At 64.4% G+C, this 19,654-nt stretch carries 26 protein-coding genes; 10 read left to right on the forward strand and 16 right to left on the reverse strand.

Annotation, left to right across the window (positions count from 1 at the left end; genetic code table 11):
- Window positions 1–7 precede the first annotated feature (7 nt).
- From A5788_RS20315 to A5788_RS20335, 5 genes are all read right to left on the reverse strand, one after another.
- Window positions 8–1,123, reverse strand: a complete 1,116-nt coding sequence (locus A5788_RS20315) for a hypothetical protein (RefSeq protein ID WP_064907314.1) — start codon at window positions 1,121–1,123, stop codon at window positions 8–10.
- Window positions 1,120–1,428, reverse strand: coding sequence for a type VII secretion target (locus A5788_RS20320; RefSeq protein ID WP_049698888.1), 309 nt, complete (start codon window positions 1,426–1,428; stop codon window positions 1,120–1,122). The genes A5788_RS20315 and A5788_RS20320 overlap by 4 nt, the downstream gene beginning before the upstream one ends.
- Window positions 1,429–1,560: 132 nt before the next feature.
- Window positions 1,561–1,875 carry a YbaB/EbfC family nucleoid-associated protein gene (locus tag A5788_RS20325; RefSeq protein WP_082938142.1) on the reverse strand — a complete coding sequence of 105 codons (315 nt, stop codon included), beginning with the start codon at window positions 1,873–1,875 and terminating at the stop codon, window positions 1,561–1,563.
- 10 nt (window positions 1,876–1,885) lie between these two features.
- The gene (locus tag A5788_RS20330) at window positions 1,886–2,338 is read right to left on the reverse strand and encodes a hypothetical protein (RefSeq protein ID WP_197494628.1); all 453 of its coding nucleotides are present in this window, start codon (window positions 2,336–2,338) and stop codon (window positions 1,886–1,888) included.
- 303 nt (window positions 2,339–2,641) lie between these two features.
- Window positions 2,642–3,472 (reverse strand): DedA family protein, encoded by an 831-nt coding sequence (locus tag A5788_RS20335; RefSeq protein ID WP_414651976.1) that lies wholly within the window; start codon window positions 3,470–3,472, stop codon window positions 2,642–2,644.
- Window positions 3,473–3,746: 274 nt separating this feature from the next.
- Between A5788_RS20335 and A5788_RS20340 the strand changes: the two genes are divergently transcribed.
- From A5788_RS20340 to A5788_RS20350, 3 genes are all read left to right on the forward strand, one after another.
- A complete protein-coding gene (locus A5788_RS20340; RefSeq protein ID WP_231894362.1) occupies window positions 3,747–4,757 on the forward strand; it encodes an alpha/beta fold hydrolase in 1,011 nt (336 codons plus the stop codon).
- A gap of 82 nt (window positions 4,758–4,839) precedes the next feature.
- Window positions 4,840–5,415 (forward strand): TM2 domain-containing protein, encoded by a 576-nt coding sequence (locus tag A5788_RS20345; protein ID WP_049698886.1) that lies wholly within the window; start codon window positions 4,840–4,842, stop codon window positions 5,413–5,415.
- Window positions 5,416–5,456: 41 nt separating this feature from the next.
- On the forward strand, window positions 5,457–5,957 hold the full coding sequence (locus A5788_RS20350; protein ID WP_049698885.1) for a hypothetical protein: 501 nt from the start codon (window positions 5,457–5,459) through the stop codon (window positions 5,955–5,957).
- 67 nt (window positions 5,958–6,024) lie between these two features.
- On the opposite strand, the gene truA is transcribed toward A5788_RS20350, so the two are convergent.
- From truA to infA, 8 genes are all read right to left on the reverse strand, one after another.
- On the reverse strand, window positions 6,025–6,909 hold the full coding sequence (gene truA, locus A5788_RS20355) for a tRNA pseudouridine(38-40) synthase TruA (RefSeq protein WP_049698884.1): 885 nt from the start codon (window positions 6,907–6,909) through the stop codon (window positions 6,025–6,027).
- Window positions 6,910–6,933: 24 nt separating this feature from the next.
- Window positions 6,934–7,542 (reverse strand): 50S ribosomal protein L17, encoded by a 609-nt coding sequence (rplQ, locus tag A5788_RS20360; protein ID WP_005207983.1) that lies wholly within the window; start codon window positions 7,540–7,542, stop codon window positions 6,934–6,936.
- Window positions 7,543–7,602: 60 nt separating this feature from the next.
- Window positions 7,603–8,655 carry a DNA-directed RNA polymerase subunit alpha gene (locus A5788_RS20365; RefSeq protein ID WP_005207982.1) on the reverse strand — a complete coding sequence of 351 codons (1,053 nt, stop codon included), beginning with the start codon at window positions 8,653–8,655 and terminating at the stop codon, window positions 7,603–7,605.
- 75 nt (window positions 8,656–8,730) lie between these two features.
- A complete protein-coding gene (gene rpsD, locus A5788_RS20370; RefSeq protein WP_005207981.1) occupies window positions 8,731–9,336 on the reverse strand; it encodes a 30S ribosomal protein S4 in 606 nt (201 codons plus the stop codon).
- Window positions 9,337–9,360: 24 nt separating this feature from the next.
- Window positions 9,361–9,768, reverse strand: a complete 408-nt coding sequence (rpsK, locus tag A5788_RS20375) for a 30S ribosomal protein S11 (RefSeq protein ID WP_005207980.1) — start codon at window positions 9,766–9,768, stop codon at window positions 9,361–9,363.
- On the reverse strand, window positions 9,768–10,136 hold the full coding sequence (gene rpsM / locus A5788_RS20380) for a 30S ribosomal protein S13 (RefSeq protein WP_005207979.1): 369 nt from the start codon (window positions 10,134–10,136) through the stop codon (window positions 9,768–9,770). Before rpsM ends, rpsK begins: the two co-directional genes overlap by 1 nt.
- A 274-nt stretch (window positions 10,137–10,410) precedes the next feature.
- A complete protein-coding gene (rpmJ, locus tag A5788_RS23625) occupies window positions 10,411–10,524 on the reverse strand; it encodes a 50S ribosomal protein L36 (protein WP_005207978.1) in 114 nt (37 codons plus the stop codon).
- Between the two features lie 87 nt (window positions 10,525–10,611).
- A complete protein-coding gene (gene infA / locus A5788_RS20385) occupies window positions 10,612–10,833 on the reverse strand; it encodes a translation initiation factor IF-1 (RefSeq protein ID WP_005170487.1) in 222 nt (73 codons plus the stop codon).
- A 379-nt stretch (window positions 10,834–11,212) separates the two neighbouring features.
- On the opposite strand from infA, the gene A5788_RS20390 reads away from it, so the two are divergent.
- From A5788_RS20390 to A5788_RS20400, 3 genes are all read left to right on the forward strand, one after another.
- Window positions 11,213–12,544: an inorganic phosphate transporter gene (locus tag A5788_RS20390; protein WP_049698883.1), complete on the forward strand. Its 1,332-nt coding sequence runs from the start codon at window positions 11,213–11,215 to the stop codon at window positions 12,542–12,544.
- A gap of 37 nt (window positions 12,545–12,581) precedes the next feature.
- On the forward strand, window positions 12,582–12,926 hold the full coding sequence (locus A5788_RS20395; RefSeq protein WP_064870712.1) for an iron chaperone: 345 nt from the start codon (window positions 12,582–12,584) through the stop codon (window positions 12,924–12,926).
- 87 nt (window positions 12,927–13,013) lie between these two features.
- On the forward strand, window positions 13,014–13,409 hold the full coding sequence (locus A5788_RS20400; protein WP_049698881.1) for a phage holin family protein: 396 nt from the start codon (window positions 13,014–13,016) through the stop codon (window positions 13,407–13,409).
- A gap of 68 nt (window positions 13,410–13,477) precedes the next feature.
- Here the strand turns inward: A5788_RS20400 and A5788_RS20405 are convergent, their stop codons facing one another.
- A complete protein-coding gene (locus A5788_RS20405; protein ID WP_049699050.1) occupies window positions 13,478–14,335 on the reverse strand; it encodes an LLM class F420-dependent oxidoreductase in 858 nt (285 codons plus the stop codon).
- A 129-nt stretch (window positions 14,336–14,464) separates the two neighbouring features.
- On the opposite strand from A5788_RS20405, the gene dtd reads away from it, so the two are divergent.
- The 4 genes from dtd to A5788_RS20425 are packed head-to-tail and all read left to right on the forward strand — an operon-like array spanning window position 14,465 to window position 17,059.
- Window positions 14,465–14,914 carry a D-aminoacyl-tRNA deacylase gene (dtd, locus tag A5788_RS20410; protein WP_064870748.1) on the forward strand — a complete coding sequence of 150 codons (450 nt, stop codon included), beginning with the start codon at window positions 14,465–14,467 and terminating at the stop codon, window positions 14,912–14,914.
- Between the two features lie 53 nt (window positions 14,915–14,967).
- Window positions 14,968–15,852: a formate dehydrogenase accessory sulfurtransferase FdhD gene (gene fdhD / locus A5788_RS20415; RefSeq protein WP_049698880.1), complete on the forward strand. Its 885-nt coding sequence runs from the start codon at window positions 14,968–14,970 to the stop codon at window positions 15,850–15,852.
- A complete protein-coding gene (locus tag A5788_RS20420; protein ID WP_064870713.1) occupies window positions 15,852–16,025 on the forward strand; it encodes a DUF1059 domain-containing protein in 174 nt (57 codons plus the stop codon). Before fdhD ends, A5788_RS20420 begins: the two co-directional genes overlap by 1 nt.
- Window positions 16,022–17,059, forward strand: a complete 1,038-nt coding sequence (locus tag A5788_RS20425; protein ID WP_231894363.1) for an EAL domain-containing protein — start codon at window positions 16,022–16,024, stop codon at window positions 17,057–17,059. Before A5788_RS20420 ends, A5788_RS20425 begins: the two co-directional genes overlap by 4 nt.
- 123 nt (window positions 17,060–17,182) lie before the next feature.
- Here A5788_RS20425 and A5788_RS20430 read toward each other — a convergent pair whose 3' ends face one another.
- Together A5788_RS20430 and A5788_RS20435 are read right to left on the reverse strand one after the other, a co-directional pair.
- A complete protein-coding gene (locus tag A5788_RS20430; protein ID WP_049698879.1) occupies window positions 17,183–18,250 on the reverse strand; it encodes an ABC transporter ATP-binding protein in 1,068 nt (355 codons plus the stop codon).
- A gap of 69 nt (window positions 18,251–18,319) precedes the next feature.
- The gene (locus A5788_RS20435) at window positions 18,320–19,636 is read right to left on the reverse strand and encodes an ABC transporter substrate-binding protein (RefSeq protein WP_049698878.1); all 1,317 of its coding nucleotides are present in this window, start codon (window positions 19,634–19,636) and stop codon (window positions 18,320–18,322) included.
- Window positions 19,637–19,654: the final 18 nt, after the last annotated feature.

Below are 19,654 nucleotides of genomic sequence, written 5' to 3' on the forward strand. Positions count from 1 at the left end.
GGCAGCGTCAGATGTGTATAAGAGACAGGATCTCGCGGGACCGCCACCGGCGGAAAGGTGTTCGAGCCGGGCGGCGTCGACGCCGTCGCCCCCCGACTCCCAGTGCCCCCGCACCCATTCCGGCTGCGCCGACGGTTGCGTCACCTGATCCGCCGCCCGGTCCCGCGAGATCGGGACCGCCACCGGCGGAAAGGTGTTCGAGCCGGGCGGCGTCGACGCCGTCGCCCGAGGCGATGCTGAGCATCTCGCTGACGGGTGTCATCAACGTAGAGGGCAGTTGTGTCGCTGTGGACACGCGTGGCGAGACCGCCTCGAGGATCGAACTGGCCAGCGCGAACGGTGACTGCGCCGCCGACGTTGCGGCAGTCGGCGGGGCGGTCACGTTGACCGGCGCGCCGTTGACGACCATTTGCGTTGTGGGGCCGAGCAATTGGGCCCGAGTCACCGCAACCGCCGCAGTCGCCTCGGCCAGCCCCTCCGTAGCGAATCCGACCGCTACGCCCTGACCGACCGGCGTCACAAGACCAGGTCCGAGGACCGCGATCTTGCCGATCGTCGCCGCGATGATGCCCTGGACGGCCGCGAGGCCCGCCGCCACGATCCCCGCCGCGGCCTGGATGTCGATCGACATCACCCCGCCCTGTGTCGACAGCGCGGCGCTGTCGGCACTTGCCTGCGCCGTTTTCGTCGTCGCACCCAGCGACGCCTGACCTGCCCACAACGTATCGAGCACACCGAGAGCCTGTGTGGCGGTGGACATCGCGGTATCGAGCACCGTCGACAATCCATCGAAGATCATCGACGGATCGAGCGGCGCGCCGGACAGGTCGCCGGTTCCGAAACCGCCCAGGAGATCGGTGATCGGTTTGAGCAGCATGCCGATGTCGATCGTCGGCAGCGGCGGAAGTCCCGGCATGGGCGGCAACGCCGGGAGCTGAGGAATCGGCGGCAGCCCGAGCCCGGCGAGTACCTCACCAACTGGCCGATCGAGGATCGGTCCGAGTGGCGTGGCGTCGATCATGTCCTGGATCGACATGTCGTTGATGGCAGGAACATCTGGAAGCGATGTATCGATCGCGCCGGGCGGGTGCGGCCCACCCGAGGCGGGTTGCGGCGAGGTCACAGCACCGACCGAATTGCTGCTGCGCCGGCCGCGTCGTTTGCGTCGAATTCAGCGAGTGCGGCTACCGTGCTCGCTGCGGTCGATGCATGGACTGCCGCGAGGCTTCCGACAGCGGCCAGATGGTTGGCCTGGGCGGTGATGAAAGCTGCCAAGAACTCTTGGCCGATGAGTCCGAACACCCCGATCATCGCAGCGGTATTCGCAGCAGCGTTGATCGTGCCCGCCGCGCCAACCGCCGTGCCGATAGCCACGTTGGTTGCCGCAAAGCCTTCCAGCACTTCAGGTGTCACCGTCACGTTGTCCATGTGGTCCCCTCGTTGATGCACGATTGCAGGTTTACAGTTGTCGGAGTCTGGGCGGTCTCGAGGCGTCGGGGATCTGACGGGCACTCGACCCGAAAGGTTCCATCGAATTTGCCGACGTCGCGTCGGTGTCGGTCATCGACTCTCGAGTTGCTCGGTGAAGGCCGCGGTGAACTCTTCGGTGAGCGCCGCACGCGCGGCGAACGCACGTTGAGCGCCGAGAAGCGCTGTAGCGACAATCTGTTCGCCCAGCCGCGTCTCGCCGAGGTCGTTTGCGCCTTCTGCCAGCCACAGACCGGTGAGCGCCCCCTTGCCGTCGACCTCAGCGGTCACCAGCCCGTCTGGCGAACTCTCCCGCACGCTCAATGCGGCCAGCCGATCTCCGAAGTCGGCGAGGTGGCCCAGTTGGGCCCGTGCTCGCGCTTCGAGTTCATCCATTGCACCCGTCATCGCATACCCCTCACACTCGACGCATCCACGACGCCGGAACGTCGTCGCGCTCGTCGTCGAGTTGCTCGGCGTGGGAGAGGTCGTCGGCTGTCGGTAAGCCCATCGCATCGACGACGTCGCGCGAGGCCCCGGCTTCGAGAAGCTCGTCGCGCCAACGGATACCGGCAGCCATCGCCGATTGCCTGCAGAGCCGCAAGATCTCGTCGGCGAGTACGTCGGGTCTCTTCTCGAGTTGCGATCGGTCGATGCGGACACGCGTTGGCAGACCCTGTGGTGTGGTCACCACCGTGATTGCGCCCGATCGTGATCGCGCAGAAGACATTTGGAATGCTGCAGGAACCTTTGCTTGTGGATCGAGGTCGCTCGTCGAACCCGAATCCTTGTTGCGCCCGAAGTCGTTGTGTTTCCCGAAGTCGTTGTGCTGCCCGAAGTCGTTGTGCTGCACTGCCATCTGATCCCGCACTCCCCCTGTGCCTCCGTACGTGACTCAACCGACCGCGCCCCTGACCTCAGTCGTCCGTCGCGTTGTGCGTTGAGATATTGCCACCCCTCGGACCTCCCGGCCATACCCCGACGCGTGCTTGTGGATAAGTCATTCTGTCGGATTTTTACGTTTCAGAACGAACAAACGTGTAAACAACTTCGAGGGGATCGGTTCCGCCACCACGCGGCGCTGGTCAGCGACTCTCCCCAACGGCCTACACCCCGGGCCACGTGCCGCCGAACGTCGACGTCGGAGCCGCTCTCCGAGCGATCGACCGCCGAGCTAGCGACCCTCTGCGCTATCCACTTCAGCGCTATCCACCTCAGCGCTATCCACCTCAGTGCTGTCAACCTCAGCGCGATGCATCGCCGAGTCGCCGACTTGCGCATCGTCACTCTCAGCGCGGCCACCCTGGGGGCTATCGGCCCCTGAGGCACCTACCCTCGAGCTGCCAACGTGCGCGCCGTCGACCTGCGCGCCGTCGGTCGCGGTCGCATCAGCCGCCTTCAGGCGACGCAGTGCGCGCCACCGTCGTGTTCCCTCGATGAGCGTCGGGACCACCACGGTCAGCACCGACGCCACGATGATCAGTTCGAGATGATCACGGATGATCGGGACGGAGCCGAGAAAATAGCCGAGCACGATGATGCCCGCCGCCCAGACGATGCTGCCCAGAACGCTGAAGAACGTGAACACCGAGTGGCGCATCCCGCTGAAGCCCGCGACAACCGGGGTCAACGTGCGCACGATCCCGATGAACCGACCGAAGAACACCGTCAGCGGGCCGAACCTGTCGAAGAAACGGTGCGTCCTCTCGACGTAGGTCGGTCCGATCGTGCGCATCAGACGCCCCTCGAGCACGCCGCGCCCAAGCCGTCGACCGATCAGGAACCCACACTGATCGCCGAGGATCGCAGCCAACGGAACCGCCACGCAGAGCAGCCAGAGCGGGGCGAAGGGTTCCGGCTGAGCAGCGAAGACACCCGCGGTGAAGAGTATCGAGTCGCCGGGGAACACGAAGCCGATGAGCAGGCCGGTTTCGACGAAGATCAGCACGCACAGCCCGACGAGCCCGCCCGTGGTCAGAAACGCGTCGATGTCGAACGGATTCATTGCCCGCAAGCCTATCGACACCTTGACGCCCGCGATGTGGTCGAGCCCACTCGTTTGCGCTCACGTTAACTCGCTGCAACATGGTGGGCAGACAGCGCCTATCGGGTGTTAACTCGAAGAGAAGGCGTTGTGGTCACATGCCGCCAGCCCAAACATCACGCCGTTGTGATCACGCGAGGAGTCAGTCGTGTCAGAAGCCCCGACCCGAGTCGGCGGAATCAAACGTTCCGGCGGCTCATCGTCTGCGAATCTACGCCCCGTCTCTGACACTGAAATGCGCATCGAATACAAGGTCATCCACGGCTACCGGCGGGCTTATCGGATCGCGGGCAGCGGGCCGGCACTTCTCCTCATCCACGGCATCGGCGACAACTCGTCCACCTGGAACGAAGTCATCCCGATGCTCGCCCAGCACTACACGGTCATCGCACCCGACCTGCTGGGACACGGGCGGTCGGACAAGCCGCGCGCCGACTACTCTGTGCCCGCGTTCGCGAATGGGATGCGCGATCTGCTCGTTGTGCTGGGAATCAGCAAGGTCACCGTCGTCGGGCACTCGCTCGGTGGTGGCGTCGCGATGCAGTTCTGCTATCAGTTCCCCCGGTTTGTCGAGCGACTCGTCCTCGTGGCGGCGGGCGGTGTCAGCCGGGAGGTCAACCCCGCTCTCCGGCTGGTGACGTTGCCGCTGGTCAACAGCGCGCTCACAGCATTACGGGTTCCGGGGGTGCTGCCGGCACTCCGATTTGGTGCCAGCGTGATCGCCGCGACGCCGACGCCGCCGGGAATCCCCGACCTCCCGCACGATCTGTCACCGAAGCGCATGCTCAACGACCACGAGGATCTGCTACGCGTCCTCGGCGACCTCGCGGCGCCCACCGCCTCTGCGGCGTTTCTCCGCACCCTGCGGGCAGTGGTCGACTGGCGAGGGCAATCGATCACGATGCTGGACCGATGTTATTTGACCGAGTACCTGCCCGTTTTGATCGTCTGGGGCGACGACGACACCGTCATCCCCTATGAACACGCCCTGCTCGCGCATTCCGCGATCGGCCACAGCGAGATGTCGACGTTCCATGGCTCGGGTCACTTCCCCTTCCACGACGACCCGGAGCGCTTCGTGCAGGTCGTCATGGAGTTCCTCGAACGCAACGAACCCATGGAGTTCGACTCCCAGGTCTGGCGCAGGCTGATGACCGAGGGCCGCAAGAGCGCCGACATCGTCGGCGACGAACAGACCGTCGAGGCAGTGTTCGACGCCATCGACGACGAGCGCAGCGCAACCTGAGGTCGGCCAACCGACCGACATACGCCAAGTCGTTTACACCGCGTAGCGACACCTGTCAGGGGTCCGTGCGAGGATTGGCGCCATGAGTTTTCCCGACAATTCGAACCAGGAGGCCCGCGGCAACGGGCAGCCTTTCGGTTCGTCGCCGTACGGCGCTCCCTCACCGTTCGGCCCCGCCGCCTCCGGCGACCAGTTCCTCCCCCTCCCGTACGAGAACGGAACCCCGGGTTCGCCCCAATACGGTCCCGCCTACGGCGCCCAGGGATACGGCGCCCATGGATATGGAAGTCAGGGATATGGCGCTCAGGGATACGCGGTCCCCGGTTACGGATTTCATGCCGGTTACCCCGGCGCCCCGGACCCGATGGCGCCCTTTGGCCGTGACCCCTACACGGGTGAGCGCCTCTCGAACAGGTCCAAGGTCGCGGCAGGTCTACTTCAACTGTTCTTGGGCAGTTTCGGCGCGGGACGGTTCTACCTCGGATACACCGGGATCGGCGCAGCGCAGCTCGTGCTGACGGTCGTCGGGTGGGTCACGATGTTCATGTTCATCGGCATATTCATTCTGCCCGCGGTCGGGATCTGGGCCTTCGTCGACGCCATCATGATTTTCACCGGCAGTGTCCGCGACTCGAACGGATACAAACTCCAACCTTGATGCCAAGGTGAAGGTGATCAAATAGTGAGGATGGTGACCCAGTGAGCTACCCGGACGCACCTCGACCCGATCTGTCGAAGTCTCGCGGTCAGGAATCGGGCGCCCCTGGATGGAGCGGCGTCGAGATGCCGCCGACACCGGACCCCGGAAACTACGCTGCCCCACCGATACCGCCACCGCCACCGGGCGATCCGATCCTCGTCTCGATCGGCGACATCCACTGCACGCGCAGCGAGGTCATCACGCCTGCGGGCAACGCACCCCTAGCCGGATCGCGGTGGAGCTTCGTCGACATGTCACGCACCACCAATGAGATTCCGCAGTGGGCTCTCATCGTGGCAATCGTGACAGCCGTCTTGTTCTGCGGACTCGGTCTGCTGTTCCTCCTCGTCAAGGAGGAGCGCACCGTCGGGTTCGTGCAGATCACCGTCTCTGCCGGACCGGTGGCCTACACCGCCGCGATCCCGGTCACCTCCCGCGCGGCCGTCGCCGATCTCGGGGCGCGCGTCAACTACGCGCAGACACTGGCATATTCGGCGTAGCGGCACTCAGTAGCGGCACTCGACTGCCGGGGCCGGTCACTCATCGACACACCGCCGCTCCCGCCAACTAGTCGCCGCAACATCCTTGTGCGCCTTCGGTTGTCGTGACCCGCACGTCGCGGGTGATCGCATTGCGCGCCGCCAGCTCGTCGGCTGCCGGGTAGTCGACGCCGACGAGACACAGGCCCCGCGCCTCGGCGACCGGCACCTTCGCGCTGCGTTCACGCTCGCCCAGAAGCGCCCGACACCAGTCGACGTCACGCCGACCATCCCCCACCGACGCCACCGCGCCGACGAGCGAGCGCACCATCGACCAGCAGAACGCATCCGCGCTGACCTCGCCGATCAGCACGCCTTCTGCGTCGCGCGACCAAGAGAACCGTTGTAGATCGCGGATCGTCGTCGCGCCCTCGCGGCGTCGACAGAATGCGGCAAAATCGTTGAGGCCCAACAACACCGACGACGCCGCGTTCATCGCCTCCACGTCGAGCGGCCGTCGCCATGCCGCGGTGGTGCGCGCGAGCACCGGTTCGGCACCGAACACCGCGTCGGAGAGTCGGTACCGGTAGTGACGCCGCAGCGCCGAGAACCGTGCGTCGAAGTGTTCACTGACCGGCGCGGCCTGCTTCACGCGCACATCGTCGGGAAGCATCTTGGCGAGTCGTCCGACGAGGCGCCCGGGGTCGCCGTCGATGGAACGCGTGTCGAGCGCGGACACGGGAATGTCGGCGTGCGCGACCTGCCCGGTGGCGTGGACCCCCGCGTCCGTCCGGCCGGCGACGGTCAGCCGGACCGGTACCCGCAGCACCGTCGACAATGCGGTCTCGACGACCTCACATACCGTTCGCTGGCTGATCTGTCGCGCCCACCCAGCGAAATCGGTTCCGTCGTAACCGATGTCGAAACGCAGACGAACGGACCCGCCACCTGGTGTGGTGGCGGGTCCGTTCATGTCTGGCGTGTTCAGCCGTCCGACCTACTTGTCGTCGGCCTTGTCACCGTCGACGTCGGCGTCAGCAGCTTCGGCCTCCGGTGCGGTGGCAGCCGTCGACTCATCGTCGACAGCCTCGGCCACGGCCTCGGCGTTCTCGACCTGTGCCGGGGTTGCCTCGTCGGCGACGGCCTCGACGACGTTGTCGGCCTCGGCTGCCGGAGCAGCGGCCTTCTCGTCAGCGGCCTTCTTCGACGCAGCAACACGCGTGGCGCGGGTGGCCTCGGTCGACGCGGTGTTCTCGCGCACCAGCTCGATCACAGCCATGGGGGCGTTGTCGCCCTTGCGGTTGATCGTCTTGATGATGCGTGTGTAGCCGCCCGGACGGTCCGCGAAGAACGGGCCGATCTCGGCGAACAGCGTGTGGACGACGTCCTTGTCGCGGATGTCCTTCATGACCTCACGACGGTTGGCCAGCTTGCCGGCCTTGGCGTGGGTGATGATCTTTTCCGCGTACGGGCGCAGGCGCTTGGCCTTTGCTTCGGTGGTGGTGATGCGGCCGTGCTCGAAGAGCGAGGTGGCAAGGTTCGCCAACATCGCCTTCTGGTGGCTGGCCGACCCGCCGAGGCGGGCACCCTTGGTGGGCTTGGGCATTGTCTTCTCCTAGGAGGACCCGGCGATCGCTCGACGAGTCAGGTTTGGCAGTCGCAGCGACTAGAGCTGCTCGGTCTCCGCGAAATCCTCACCGGAGTCAGCGTCGAAAGACGCGTCGTCCGACCACGTTCCGGTTGCCGGGTCGTAACCGGCGACCTGCGACGGATCGAAGCTGGCCGGGCTGTCCTTGAGCGACAGACCCAGGGTGTGCAGCTTGACCTTCACCTCGTCGATCGACTTCTGACCGAAGTTGCGGATGTCGAGCAGATCAGACTCGGTACGCGCAACCAGCTCGCCGACGGTGTGGACACCTTCGCGCTTGAGGCAGTTGTACGAACGGACGGTCAGATCCAGATCCTCGATCGGCAGGCTGAACGACGCGATGTGGTCAGCCTCCGCAGGCGACGGCCCGATCTCGATTCCCTCAGCCTCGACGTTGAGCTCCCGAGCCAGACCGAACAGCTCGACCAGGGTCTTGCCCGCGGACGCCAGGGCGTCACGAGCGCTGATCGAGTTCTTGGTCTCGACGTCGAGCACCAAACGGTCGAAGTCGGTGCGCTGCTCGACGCGGGTGGCCTCCACCTTGTAGGTGACCTTCAGCACCGGCGAGTAGATCGAGTCGACCGGAATACGGCCGATCTCGGCTCCCGACGCCTTGTTCTGCACGGCAGGCACGTAACCACGGCCCCGCTCGACGACGAGCTCGATCTCGAGCTTGCCCTTGTCGTTCAGGGTGGCGATGTGCAGATCCGGGTTGTGCACGGTGACGCCGGCGGGCGGCACGATGTCAGCACCGGTGACGGTGCCCGGACCCTGCTTACGCACATACATGGTGACCGGCTCGTCCTCTTCGGAGCTCACCACGAGGCCCTTGAGGTTCAGGATGATGTCGGTGACATCTTCCTTCACGCCGGGGACGGTGGTGAACTCGTGCAGAACTCCGTCGATGCGGATGCTGGTGATCGCAGCGCCCGGAATCGAGCTGAGCAGGGTACGACGCAGCGAGTTACCGAGGGTGTAGCCGAAGCCCGGCTCGAGCGGTTCGATAACGAACTTCGACCGGTCGTCGGCGATGATCTCCTCGGTGAGGGTTGGTCGCTGTGAGATGAGCATTTCTTGATTTCTCCTTGTGGCCGACCGCTATTTGACGGCCTAGAAGTGGACCGAAACAGCTTGTGCTGCTTGGTTTTACTTGCTGTAGAACTCGACGATGAGCTGCTCGGTGAGCGGAACCTCGATCTGAGCGCGCTCGGGCACGTTGTGCACGAGGATGCGCAGCGTCGAAGGAACCACCTGCAGCCAACCCGGAACCGGACGATCGCCGACGAGCTCCTTGGCGATCTGGAACGGGGTGGTCTGCAGCGACTTCGGACGAACGTCGATGATGTCGTACTGGCTGACGCGGTAGCTGGGGACGTCCACGCGAACACCGTTGACGGTGAAGTGGCCGTGGGTGACCAGCTGACGTGCCTGACGACGGGTACGTGCCAGACCGGCGCGGTACACGACGTTGTCGAGACGGGTCTCCAGGATGCGCAGCAGCTCGTCGCCGGTCTTGCCGTTACGACGGTTGGCTTCCTCGTAGTAGCGACGGAACTGCTTTTCCATCACTCCGTAGGTGAAGCGTGCCTTCTGCTTCTCCTGCAGCTGCTGCAGGTATTCGCTCTCCTTGATCCGCGAGCGGCCGTGCTGGCCGGGCGGGTAGGGGCGACGCTCGAACGCCTGGTCGCCTCCGATGAGGTCGACGCGCAGACGACGGGACTTCTTTGTTGCGGGGCCGGTATAACGAGCCATGTTTTTCTCTTCCTCCCTTTCCCGCTAGACCCGACGCCGCTTGGGCGGACGGCAACCGTTGTGCGGCTGCGGGGTGACATCGGAAATGGTGCCGACTTCGAGGCCGGCTGCCTGCAGCGACCGGATGGCGGTCTCGCGACCCGAACCCGGTCCCTTGACGAACACGTCGACCTTCTTGACGCCGTGCTCCTGGGCCTTGCGCGCAGCGTTCTCGGCCGCGAGCTGAGCCGCGAACGGGGTGCTCTTGCGCGAGCCCTTGAAGCCGACGTGACCCGACGATGCCCAGCTGATGACATTGCCGTTGGGGTCGGTGATCGACACGATGGTGTTGTTGAACGTCGACTTGATGTGTGCGTTGCCGTGCGGGACGTTCTTTTTATCGCGACGGCGTGCGCCCTTCTTGGGGCCTGCGCTACGTGACTTCGGAGGCATTACTTCTTCTTCCCGGCGATGGTCTTCTTCGGGCCCTTACGAGTACGGGCATTGGTCTTGGTGCGCTGTCCACGGACGGGCAGGCCACGACGGTGGCGCAGACCCTGGTAGCAGCCGATCTCGATCTTGCGACGGATATCGGCCTGCACCTCGCGGCGCAGGTCACCCTCGACCTTCACCGAGCCTTCGATGTACTCACGCAGCTTTGTGACGTCTGCGTCGGTGAGGTCCTTGGCGCGCAGGTCGGGGCTCAGCCCGGTGCCCGCAAGGATCTCCTTGGAGGTGGTACGCCCAACTCCGTAGATGTAGGTCAGTGCGATCTCGAGCCGCTTCTCGCGGGGAAGATCGACACCAGCAACACGTGCCATGTGGCGGATTTCCTTTACTTTTCAGAGGTCTTCTCCCGGTCCGTCCCCTACTCTGCGAGGGGCTCCGGCCTCTGCACGAAGCGAGTTGTACTCGCTGCGCGGTGTCTCGCGGTGGTCCGCGTGACACAGTCCGGAGGTAGGCGGTGACGCGTCTGTCGCCGCTGGTGCTGGGAGGGCTTCACAAGTTCTGCTCAGCTCTGGTGTGTGTATTCAGTTGTGTGTTTCACCAAGCGATCTGGTGGGGTGCTCCGCGGTCGTACGACCGTGGACGTGATCAGCCCTGACGCTGCTTGTGGCGCAGGTTCTCGCAGATCACCATGACCCGGCCGTTACGGCGGATCACTTTGCACTTTTCACAGATCGGCTTGACGCTCGGCTGAACCTTCACGTCAATCTCTCCTGTTGTCGCCCGTGGGCACGACCGAATGGCCGCACCACACGAGGGTTGTCCCGGACCGGTCTCGGCCGGGAAGTCTTACTTGTAGCGGTAAACGATGCGCCCGCGACCGAGGTCGTACGGCGAGAGTTCCACGACGACCCGGTCCTCGGGCAGGATGCGGATGTAGTGCTGCCGCATCTTGCCGCTGATGTGGGCGAGAACCTTGTGACCGTTCTCCAGCTCAATGCGAAACATCGCATTGGGCAGGGGTTCGATAACCCGTCCCTCGACCTCGATGGCCCCGTCTTTCTTCGCCATGTCCTCCGCGATCCTCGGCGGTGTCGCGATCCGCTCGCAGGGCAACAAGTGCCCGGACGAACGATTCACCCCACTGCCCGGTTGAATCAGTGTTTATCCGTTAGTGTGTTGACACCCGCTCCGAGAGCGAGAGCCTGGCAGCGATGTCTCCGGCCGCGCTCATCGGGTAGATGGCATGCGCATACCGGCACGACAAGCGCACCGACGTTCAATCGTACGCGAACTGGCCTAACAGTCCAAACCCACGACGACTGCCGCCCAGACGCGACTCCGACAAATCGTCCGCTGGGGTGACCGCGGGATGAATACCGTCCGAAGAGTCCCGGATCGGGCGGCCACAGACCCCATCCGGCATCGGTCGACGATCACTCTGGATTGAGTGGACCTCACAACACTCGCAGTGGTCGGCATCATCGCGCTCGCGGCGCTGTTCGATTTCACGAACGGATTCCACGATTCGGCGAACTCCATCGCCACCGTGGTCGCGACACACGTCCTCAAGCCCAAGGTCGCAGTCGTGTGGGCCGCCGGGTGGAACTTCCTCGCGTTCTTCGTGATCGGAACCGCGGTCGCCGACACCGTCGGAGAGACGGTCAAGTCGCAGTACTACAGCGTTGCCGTCGTGTTCGCCGCCCTGCTCGCCGCCGTCATCTGGAATTTCCTCTCGTGGCACCTCGGGATTCCGACGTCGTCGTCGCACGCACTCATCGGCGGTCTCATCGGCGCCGCTCTGGTCAAGGGCGGCATCGACGCGATCAAGGCGTCGAGCGTCGAGAAGACCGCGGCGTTCATCGTGATCTCGCCACTCGCGGGTCTGTTGCTCGGCGGTGCGCTCATGCTCATCCTGCGCGCAGTCCTTTTCCGCGCACCCGTCCTGCGCACCGAGAAGCTGTTCCGGTGGTTTCAGCTCGCATCGTCGGGAGCCATCTCGCTTGCCCACGGCGGCAACGACGCCCAGAAGACGATGGGCATCGTCGCGGGCCTTCTCGTGTCGACCGGCCACCTCACCCAGACCGGTTCGTCGCTTCCGGTGCCCGACTGGGTGGCGCTGGGCTGCTATCTGTTCATCGCACTCGGAACACTGTCGGGTGGATGGCGCATCGTCCGGACGATGGGCACCGGCATCACCCGACTGCGCCCGGTGAGCGGCTTCTGCGCCGAAACGGGTGCGGCGATCGCACTCTTCGGCTCGACGGCGCTCGGCGCGCCGGTCTCGACAACCCACACGGTCGCAGGCGCGGTCGCGGGAGTCGGCACCACCAACCGCAACAGCACCGTCGACTGGTCGGTGTTCCGCAAGATGGTGGTCGCGTGGGTCGTCACCATGCCTGCCGCGGCAATCGTTGCAGCCGCGGTCTACGGCCTCACCCAACTGCCGAGCCTCGCGGCGTCGACCATCGTCCTCGCGGTACTCATCGCTGGACTGCTCGTGCTGTTGTGGAAATCGCTGCGCGCCGCGCCCACGGCGAGCGACGTCGAAGCAGACCTCGACAAAGAAGCCGAGGAGGAATTCCCGATGCTCGCGGGAGCCGGTTCGATCATTCCGAGCGGCAAGCCACGACGCCCTCACGCCCACACGACGGAATCCGATGGTGACGCCGACGCACCCGGTAAGGACGACGCCAAGGCCGCGAAGGAAGCCGAGCAGCGGAAACAACTCGAGGAGCTGAACAAGGTGACGGCCGACCAGGTCCCCGAATTGTCCTGGTAGTAACGCGATCGGGCAAGGCGACGTGTCACGCTGAGGCATGGGCACCATCGACGACTATCTGGCCGAACTCGACGACGACACCGACCGCACAGTGATCGAGCACATCTACACGATCGCCCGCGAGGTCGTCCCCGACGCCGAGCAGGGCAAGGGCTACGGCATGCCGGCTCTGACCTACCACGGCAAACCATTGCTGTCGGTGATGCGGGCCAAGAAGCACATCGGCATCTATCCGTTCAGCCCGGAAGCGGTCTCGGCAGCGGCTCCGCAACTCGAGGGCTTCGACATGGACAAGGGCACCATACGGTTCCAACCGTCTGATCCCCCGTCCGACGACGCCATCCGCGCCCTCGTCACCGCACGCCGCGATCAGATCGGGTGAGCCGAAGGGACATCCACCACCAGGGGTGCACCACAGATCCGCTCTACACCGCGCGCCAACCTGTCCGAATTTGGCAAGATCTTGTACATGCGTGCATTTCTGCTCCAGTCGGCACTCTCGGGTGTCGCGCTCTGGGTCGCCACTCTGATCGTGCCCGGCCTGAGCTTCCAGTTCCCCGACAACGCGTCGGGCTGGGAAAAATTCGGGATCGTGGTGCTCGTCGCCCTGATCTTCGGTGTGGTGAACGCCTTCATCAAGCCGATTGTGCAGCTCTTCTCGATACCCCTCTACATCCTCACCCTCGGTCTGATCCACATCGTGATCAATGCGTTCATGCTCCAGATCACCTCGTGGATCACGCACAACACAACGCACTGGGGTCTGCAGGTCGACAGCTTCTTCTGGGCAGCGATCCTCGGCGCGCTGGTGATCTCGATCGTCAGCTGGCTGATTTCAATGGTGCTCAAGGAGCCTGTGCGGTAGCTGACCGCGTGCGCCCAGCGTGTCGTCGAGCCTCGCCGGCACCGCGCAGGTGATCGTCTTGGGTACTGCTACGCCGAGATAATCGCGGCCAGTTGTTCGACGGGCGTCTCCGAACCGAGCACCTGAATCGTCACGTGATTGGCGCCCGCAGCAAGGTGCTCGTCGAGTCGAGCCTTCACCTGCGCTGGGGTGCCATGCGCGACGAGGGCGTCGATCAACGCGTCACTGCCCCCGTCGGCAATGTCCTCATCGGTGTACCCGAGACGCTTGAGGTTCCTGGTGTAGTTGCTCAGATGCAGGTACGGCTGGTCGACGGGTGGGCGACCCACGGCACGTGCCTCGTCGGCGTCCTCGGTCAGCACCACCTTGTGCTCGGGAGCGAGCAAGGCGTCGGGTCCGAGGATCTTCCTGGCTTCGGCGGTGTGCTCGGGAGTGGTCAGGTAGGGATGGGCGCCCAGTGACCGCTCGGCCGACATCCGCAGCATGCGCGGTCCGAGTGCGGCCAGCAGTCGACGGTTGGGCGGAACCTGCTTGCCGTCGAGAGCGTCGAGGTAGCGTCCGACAGCCTTGAACGGCGTCGTGTACTCCGACGTCGCCTCCGGATGCCCGGCACCGACTCCGAGGTAGAAACGGCCGGGGAAGTCGCGTTCGAGTGCGTGGAACTCACCGGCGATCACGTACGGGACGGAGTTCCAGATATTCACGATTCCGGTGGCGACGGTGATGTGTTCGGTCGCCTCGAGGATCGTGCGGATGGGGTGCAGATTCTTGGGCGATCCACCGAGCCAGATGGTCCCGTATCCGAGCTCTTCGATCTGGCGTGCCTCGTCTGGCGAGAACTGCTTGAACCAACCCCACGCGCCGTAGGTGCCGAACTTGGCGATGTGTTCTGCCTTGGTCTGCGCTGCCCTGGATGAAGCGGTCATGTTCACAGCGAACCTCATCTCCGCTCGCCGGTATTCCGACGCGTCGAAGTCGTCACCAGATCTTCATCTGATGTCCGACGTACTCGCCCAGCAGCGGGTGGGTGCGGCCGATCTGTGATGCTGGTCGGCATGCGTGCAGTGATCCAACGAGCAAGTCAGGCGAAGGTGACCGTCGACGGCGAGACGGTCGGCGAACTCGACATCGCGCCCGGCGGCTTCGGTCTCGTCGCGCTCGTCGGGGTCACCCACGACGACACTCCGGCACACGCGACGAAGCTGGCCGACAAGATCTGGCGGCTACGCATCCTCGACGGTCCGGACGGACGCGAGAGCTCCGCGGCCGACCTCGACGCTCCGATCCTGGTGATCAGCCAGTTCACCTTGTACGCCAACACCGCCAAGGGTCGACGTCCCTCGTGGAACGCCGCGGCACCCGGCCCGGTCGCCGAACCGCTCGTCGACGCCGTGGTCGCGGAACTGCGTGCAGCCGGAGCGACCGTCGCGACGGGTCGTTTCGGCGCGCACATGGAGGTGTCGCTGGTCAACGACGGCCCGGTGACGCTCGTTCTCGACGTCTGAGGGAGCCGCTGATCGGGTGGGCGAGTCGCCGACCACCGGATACCGTGGTTTGCATGGGCCGGATCACAGCACGACGTCGCGTTACTCGCGTCCGTCGCGGTGCGCAGGCAACACCGCGCGTCGACGTGCTGGCCGTCGAGGAGCCGTTGGAGATGCGAGTCAACGGCGAACGGCTCGCGGTCACGATGCGGACCCCGGGACACGATGTCGAACTCGCGTCGGGATTCCTCGTCTCCGAGGGCGTGCTGGTTCGAGCGGAGGACCTGCTCACGGCCCGCTACTGCGCCGGCGCCGGGAGCGATGGGGTGAACCTGTACAACGTGCTTGATCTCGCGCTTGCGCCTGGCGTCGCGTCGCCCGATTCGTCTCTGTCGCGCGACTTCACCATTTCGAGTGCCTGCGGGGTCTGCGGCAAGGACAGCATCGAATCCGTCACGACGCGTTCGCGTTTCGACGTCTCCGACGATCCGCTGATCGTCGACGCCGACGCCGTGCTCGATCTACCCGGCCGCCTTCGCGAGCACCAGAAGGTCTTCGCGAAGACAGGCGGGTTGCATGCGGCGGCTCTGTTCGACGGTCGCACCGGTGAGCTGCGTGTGGTCCGCGAGGATGTCGGGCGCCACAATGCCGTCGACAAGGTCATCGGGTGGGCGTTGGCACGCGACCTGCTCCCCCTGCGCGGACAGATCCTCCAGGTGTCCGGGCGTGCAAGCTTCGAGCTGGTGCAGAAGGCGATCATGGCAGGCATTCCGATGTTGTCGGCGGTCTCGGCGCCGTCGTCGCTGGCCGCCGACCTCGCCGAGCAGCAGGGGCTGACCCTTGCCGGGTTTGTTCGGGGCGAGTCGATGGTCCTGTACAGCCGTGCCGATCGCGTCTCGTGTAACGACGCGGGCTCCCATGAAGAATTCTCAATTGCGACCAATCAGAAAGGGACGTGATGAAGAGCTTCTGGTGTGGTGCGGTCATTCCGAATTGCGAGGCAACGTTCGAGGCGGCAACCGAGGACGAAATTCTCGACCGTGTCGCCGCGCATGCCGCCGACGACCACGGGCTCGATGAGCTGTCCCCGACAACAGTCGCTCGTGTCCGTGAAGTGATTGTTGATCAATGAGTTCCTCCGACCGCGCCAACACACAGTCTTTGGGGGCGCGAGTCGAGTCGGAGCTAGAGCGTGAAGTGGATGCTCTGATCCATTCGGCTCAGGCCCCGACGGTCGTATTCCAGCCCATCGCCCATCTACCGCAGTTGAGGGTCGTCGGCTACGAAGCTCTGAGCAGGTTCTCGGCGCAACCGCGTGTCAGCCCCGATCAGTGGTTTGCGGCGGCTGCCCGCATCGGACGAGAGGCCGACCTCAGTGCACTCGTCCTCGAAAAGGCACTGTCGACAAGGGCCTCGCTGCCGCGTCGGACTTTTCTGACGGTGAACATCTCCCCCGAGGTGTTGCTCTCCAATGCCATACAGAAATTGTTGGAGGTCGGCCCGCTCGACCGGATGGTATTCGAGCTCACCGAGCACGCCATCGTCACCGACTACGACCAGGTTGCTGCTGCCATCGCGAGAGTGCGCGAGCTCGGCGGATTCGTCGCTGTCGACGACGCAGGCGCGGGATACGCGAGCATGCACCACATCCTGACGCTGCACCCCGATTTCGTGAAGCTCGACGGTTCGCTTGTGGCAGACCTGCACCGCGATCCGGCGAAGTCGGCGCTCGTCGAAATGTTCGGCGAATTCACCAGCAGAATCGACGCCTGGTTGATCGCCGAGGGCATCGAGTCATCTGATGACCTCCATCGGTTGCGCCAGCTCGGGGTGCCGCTCGGACAGGGATACCTGCTGGGAAGACCGGCCGAGGCGATGACTGGAATCGATCCGCTGCTCAAGACGCGGACGCGCGATCTGTGCGAATCGAGAGAGACCGTGGCACCCTTCATCGAAGCGGGCCAGACGGCATCCGCCGACTCCGACGATGCCGTGTTGCGGACGATCTTCGACGCCAACCCGGAGGTCGCGGCAATAGCTCTGCTCGACGCAAGCGAGGCCCGATCCACCTCGCGGCCAGGTGCGGTGAGCGAGATGTCGCTCGGCACAACACAATGCGCGTCAATCGTGCCGCCGATCGACGAGAAGTGTTGCGACGTGCCATGACCCGGCCGAGGCACACGCGGTTCGACCCGCTCGTGTGCTGCGACGAGAACGGTCAGTACATAGGCATGGTGCCCATCGACGCACTGATCTCGTCGCTCGCTGCCCGCTGAGGTGGTCGACCACTCAGAGACGAATACCCGAATCCCCTTCGAACCAGTGCAATTCGCCTGCATCCGGGATCAGGCCGAGCGATTCACCGACCTTGAACTCGTGCCTGTGGTCGGCACGGACGACGATCCGTCCGTCTCGAACGGCGACGTCGGCCGAGCAGTAGACGAACTGCTCGGACCCCAGTTCCTCGACCAATTCGATACGCGCCGTTAGTGAACCGAGCGTCCCCGGACCCGTGACCTGCCACGATTCAGCCCGCAGCCCGACCACCAACCGCTGTGGCGCTGAACGGGGAACGGCGATCTCGGCGTCGCCGAGATGCGCACGGCCGGCGTCGATGTCGACGTCGATCAGACACATCTGAGGTGAGCCCATGAACCCGGCGACGAAGGTGTTTGCCGGGCGCGCGTAGATTTCGCGCGGGCTACCCACCTGTTGCAGAACACCTTTGCGGAGCACCGCGACACGATCGCCCATCGTCATGGCCTCGACCTGATCATGCGTGACGTAGAGCGTCGTCGTACCCAATTCACGCTGTAGTGCGGCGATCTGCGCGCGGGTGCTCACACGCAGCTTGGCGTCGAGGTTCGACAGCGGCTCGTCCATGCAGAAGACCTTGGGACGCCGAACAATTGCTCGTCCCATCGCCACTCGCTGACGCTGGCCGCCGGAAAGTTTCGACGGTTTGCGGTCGAGCAGCTCCTCGAGTTCGAGCATCGCGGCGACCTCGGACACGCGGGTTGCCGTGTCGTTCTTCGACATTCCGGCGTTGCGTAGCGCGAATCCCATGTTCTGCGCGACCGTCATGTTGGGGTACAGCGCGTAGTTCTGGAACACCATCGCCACATCGCGGGATTTGGGTTCGAGACCGATGACGTCCTGTCCGTCGATGCTGATGGAACCCGCTTCCACCGACTCGAGGCCAGCCAGCATACGAAGCGTCGTCGACTTGCCGCATCCCGACGGCCCGACGAGCACCATGAACTCTCCGTCTGCCACCTCGAGGTCGAGATGGTCGACGGCGGGCGACGCGTCAGGACTGAACTGACGCGTCGCCCCGTCGAATGTCACTACCGCCACGTCACGCTCCCACTGCGTCGATAATGGCCGAGTCTCTGTTGACGTGGCCGATACCGATTGTGCTGCTCATCATTTCGGCAACTTCGGCTTGATCTGGGTGTCGTAGATCTGTTGGATCTGCTTGTTCACATCGGCCATGGTGTCGTTGACGTCAGCGTTCTGCAGGCCGATCTTCTCGTAGCCCGTACCGATGATCTTGTCGCCACCGGGCACAAAGACGCGAGCGTAGTTCTGCGGCTTGGTCTTCGGCAACTGGTCGATCGCCGTCTTGAAGTTGGGGTTCTTGTCGAGGAAGGCCACCATCGACGGGTCGTTCAGCGCCGACTTCCGGACCGGCATGTACCCGACGTTCTGCGAGAAGTACGCCGTGTTGTCAGTGTCGGTGATGAAGTTGATGAACTTCAGCGCGTTGACCTTTCGCGCGTCGGAGATTCGCGCCGGGATCGCAAGGCCCGCACCTCCCGTCGGGCAACCAACCGTGCCGTCGGGCGCAGGCAGGAACGCTGTGCCGAAGTTGAACTTGGCATTCTTGGTGATTCCCGACAGGTCGCCGGTCGATGCCACCGTGGAGGCGATGATTCCGGCGCTGAAATCACCTGCGATGTCGTTGGATATCTTCGCGTAGCGCTTGGTGTTGATCGACTCACTCAGATAGTTGGCGGCGGCGATCGTCTTGGGATCGGTGAACTTCAGATCCCACTCGTCGGAGTAAGCACCACCGAAAGTCCACGTGGGACCCTGGAACGTCCAGCCAAGGTAGTCGACGGCATTGCCCCAGCCGTGCGCCTGCTTACCGCCACCGACGACACCCTGGATACGCGGACCCCACTCGTCGAACTCCTGCCAGCTCTGCGGCCCGCGGGCAGGCAGTCCCGCCTGCTTCCAGACGTCGGCGTTGTAGTAGAACAGCGGTGTCGACCTCGCGTAGGGCAGAGCCCACGTCTTGTTGTTCCACTTGTAGTCGCCCACAAGCGAATCGACGTAGTCGGAGGTGTTGACATCCGCCTTGCCGAACAGGTCGTCGAGCGGCGCGATTGCACCGATGAGTGCGAAGTTGAACCACCACACGTCAGACAGGATGATGATGTCCGGCAGCGACCCGCCCGAGAGCGCGGCGTTGAACTTCTGCGCCGCTTCCTCGTAGTTCTTTCCGGCGTCGACCAATTGGACCTTGATCCCCGGATTGGCCTTCTCGAAGCGGGAGATCAACTCCTTCTCGACCGCCGTCGACTTGCCCGGGTGGTTCGACCAGAAGGTCAGGTTGTTGGCGTCACCCCCGTCGTCGGACCCCTCTGAACTCCCCGACCCGGCGCAGGCCGACACCGCCAGGCCTGCCGCCAACGTGACACCAGCCGCGAGAAAACCGCGGCGAGACAACTCGTGCATTCGTGTGCTCCTGTTCCC

This window comes from Gordonia sp. 852002-50816_SCH5313054-c, from assembly GCF_001665925.1.
Taxonomy (GTDB): domain Bacteria; phylum Actinomycetota; class Actinomycetes; order Mycobacteriales; family Mycobacteriaceae; genus Gordonia; species Gordonia jacobaea.

What these genes read in the sequence shown, in the direction of transcription:
- dtd (WP_064870748.1), top strand. Translation starts at nt 14,465, where the DNA reads ATGCGTGCAGTGATCCAACGAGCAAGTCAGGCGAAGGTGACCGTCGAC.
- A5788_RS20435 (WP_049698878.1), bottom strand. Translation starts at nt 19,636, where the DNA reads ATGCACGAGTTGTCTCGCCGCGGTTTTCTCGCGGCTGGTGTCACGTTG.
- rpsK (WP_005207980.1), bottom strand. Translation starts at nt 9,768, where the DNA reads ATGCCTCCGAAGTCACGTAGCGCAGGCCCCAAGAAGGGCGCACGCCGT.
- truA (WP_049698884.1), bottom strand. Translation starts at nt 6,909, where the DNA reads ATGAACGGACCCGCCACCACACCAGGTGGCGGGTCCGTTCGTCTGCGT.
- rpsD (WP_005207981.1), bottom strand. Translation starts at nt 9,336, where the DNA reads ATGGCTCGTTATACCGGCCCCGCAACAAAGAAGTCCCGTCGTCTGCGC.
- A5788_RS20320 (WP_049698888.1), bottom strand. Translation starts at nt 1,428, where the DNA reads ATGGACAACGTGACGGTGACACCTGAAGTGCTGGAAGGCTTTGCGGCA.
- A5788_RS20345 (WP_049698886.1), top strand. Translation starts at nt 4,840, where the DNA reads ATGAGTTTTCCCGACAATTCGAACCAGGAGGCCCGCGGCAACGGGCAG.
- A5788_RS20325 (WP_082938142.1), bottom strand. Translation starts at nt 1,875, where the DNA reads ATGACGGGTGCAATGGATGAACTCGAAGCGCGAGCACGGGCCCAACTG.
- A5788_RS20405 (WP_049699050.1), bottom strand. Translation starts at nt 14,335, where the DNA reads ATGACCGCTTCATCCAGGGCAGCGCAGACCAAGGCAGAACACATCGCC.
- fdhD (WP_049698880.1), top strand. Translation starts at nt 14,968, where the DNA reads ATGGGCCGGATCACAGCACGACGTCGCGTTACTCGCGTCCGTCGCGGT.
- A5788_RS20335 (WP_414651976.1), bottom strand. Translation starts at nt 3,472, where the DNA reads ATGAATCCGTTCGACATCGACGCGTTTCTGACCACGGGCGGGCTCGTC.
- rplQ (WP_005207983.1), bottom strand. Translation starts at nt 7,542, where the DNA reads ATGCCCAAGCCCACCAAGGGTGCCCGCCTCGGCGGGTCGGCCAGCCAC.
- A5788_RS20425 (WP_231894363.1), top strand. Translation starts at nt 16,022, where the DNA reads ATGAGTTCCTCCGACCGCGCCAACACACAGTCTTTGGGGGCGCGAGTC.
- A5788_RS20400 (WP_049698881.1), top strand. Translation starts at nt 13,014, where the DNA reads ATGCGTGCATTTCTGCTCCAGTCGGCACTCTCGGGTGTCGCGCTCTGG.
- A5788_RS20365 (WP_005207982.1), bottom strand. Translation starts at nt 8,655, where the DNA reads ATGCTCATCTCACAGCGACCAACCCTCACCGAGGAGATCATCGCCGAC.
- A5788_RS20395 (WP_064870712.1), top strand. Translation starts at nt 12,582, where the DNA reads ATGGGCACCATCGACGACTATCTGGCCGAACTCGACGACGACACCGAC.
- infA (WP_005170487.1), bottom strand. Translation starts at nt 10,833, where the DNA reads ATGGCGAAGAAAGACGGGGCCATCGAGGTCGAGGGACGGGTTATCGAA.
- A5788_RS20420 (WP_064870713.1), top strand. Translation starts at nt 15,852, where the DNA reads ATGAAGAGCTTCTGGTGTGGTGCGGTCATTCCGAATTGCGAGGCAACG.
- A5788_RS20340 (WP_231894362.1), top strand. Translation starts at nt 3,747, where the DNA reads ATGCGCATCGAATACAAGGTCATCCACGGCTACCGGCGGGCTTATCGG.
- rpsM (WP_005207979.1), bottom strand. Translation starts at nt 10,136, where the DNA reads ATGGCACGTGTTGCTGGTGTCGATCTTCCCCGCGAGAAGCGGCTCGAG.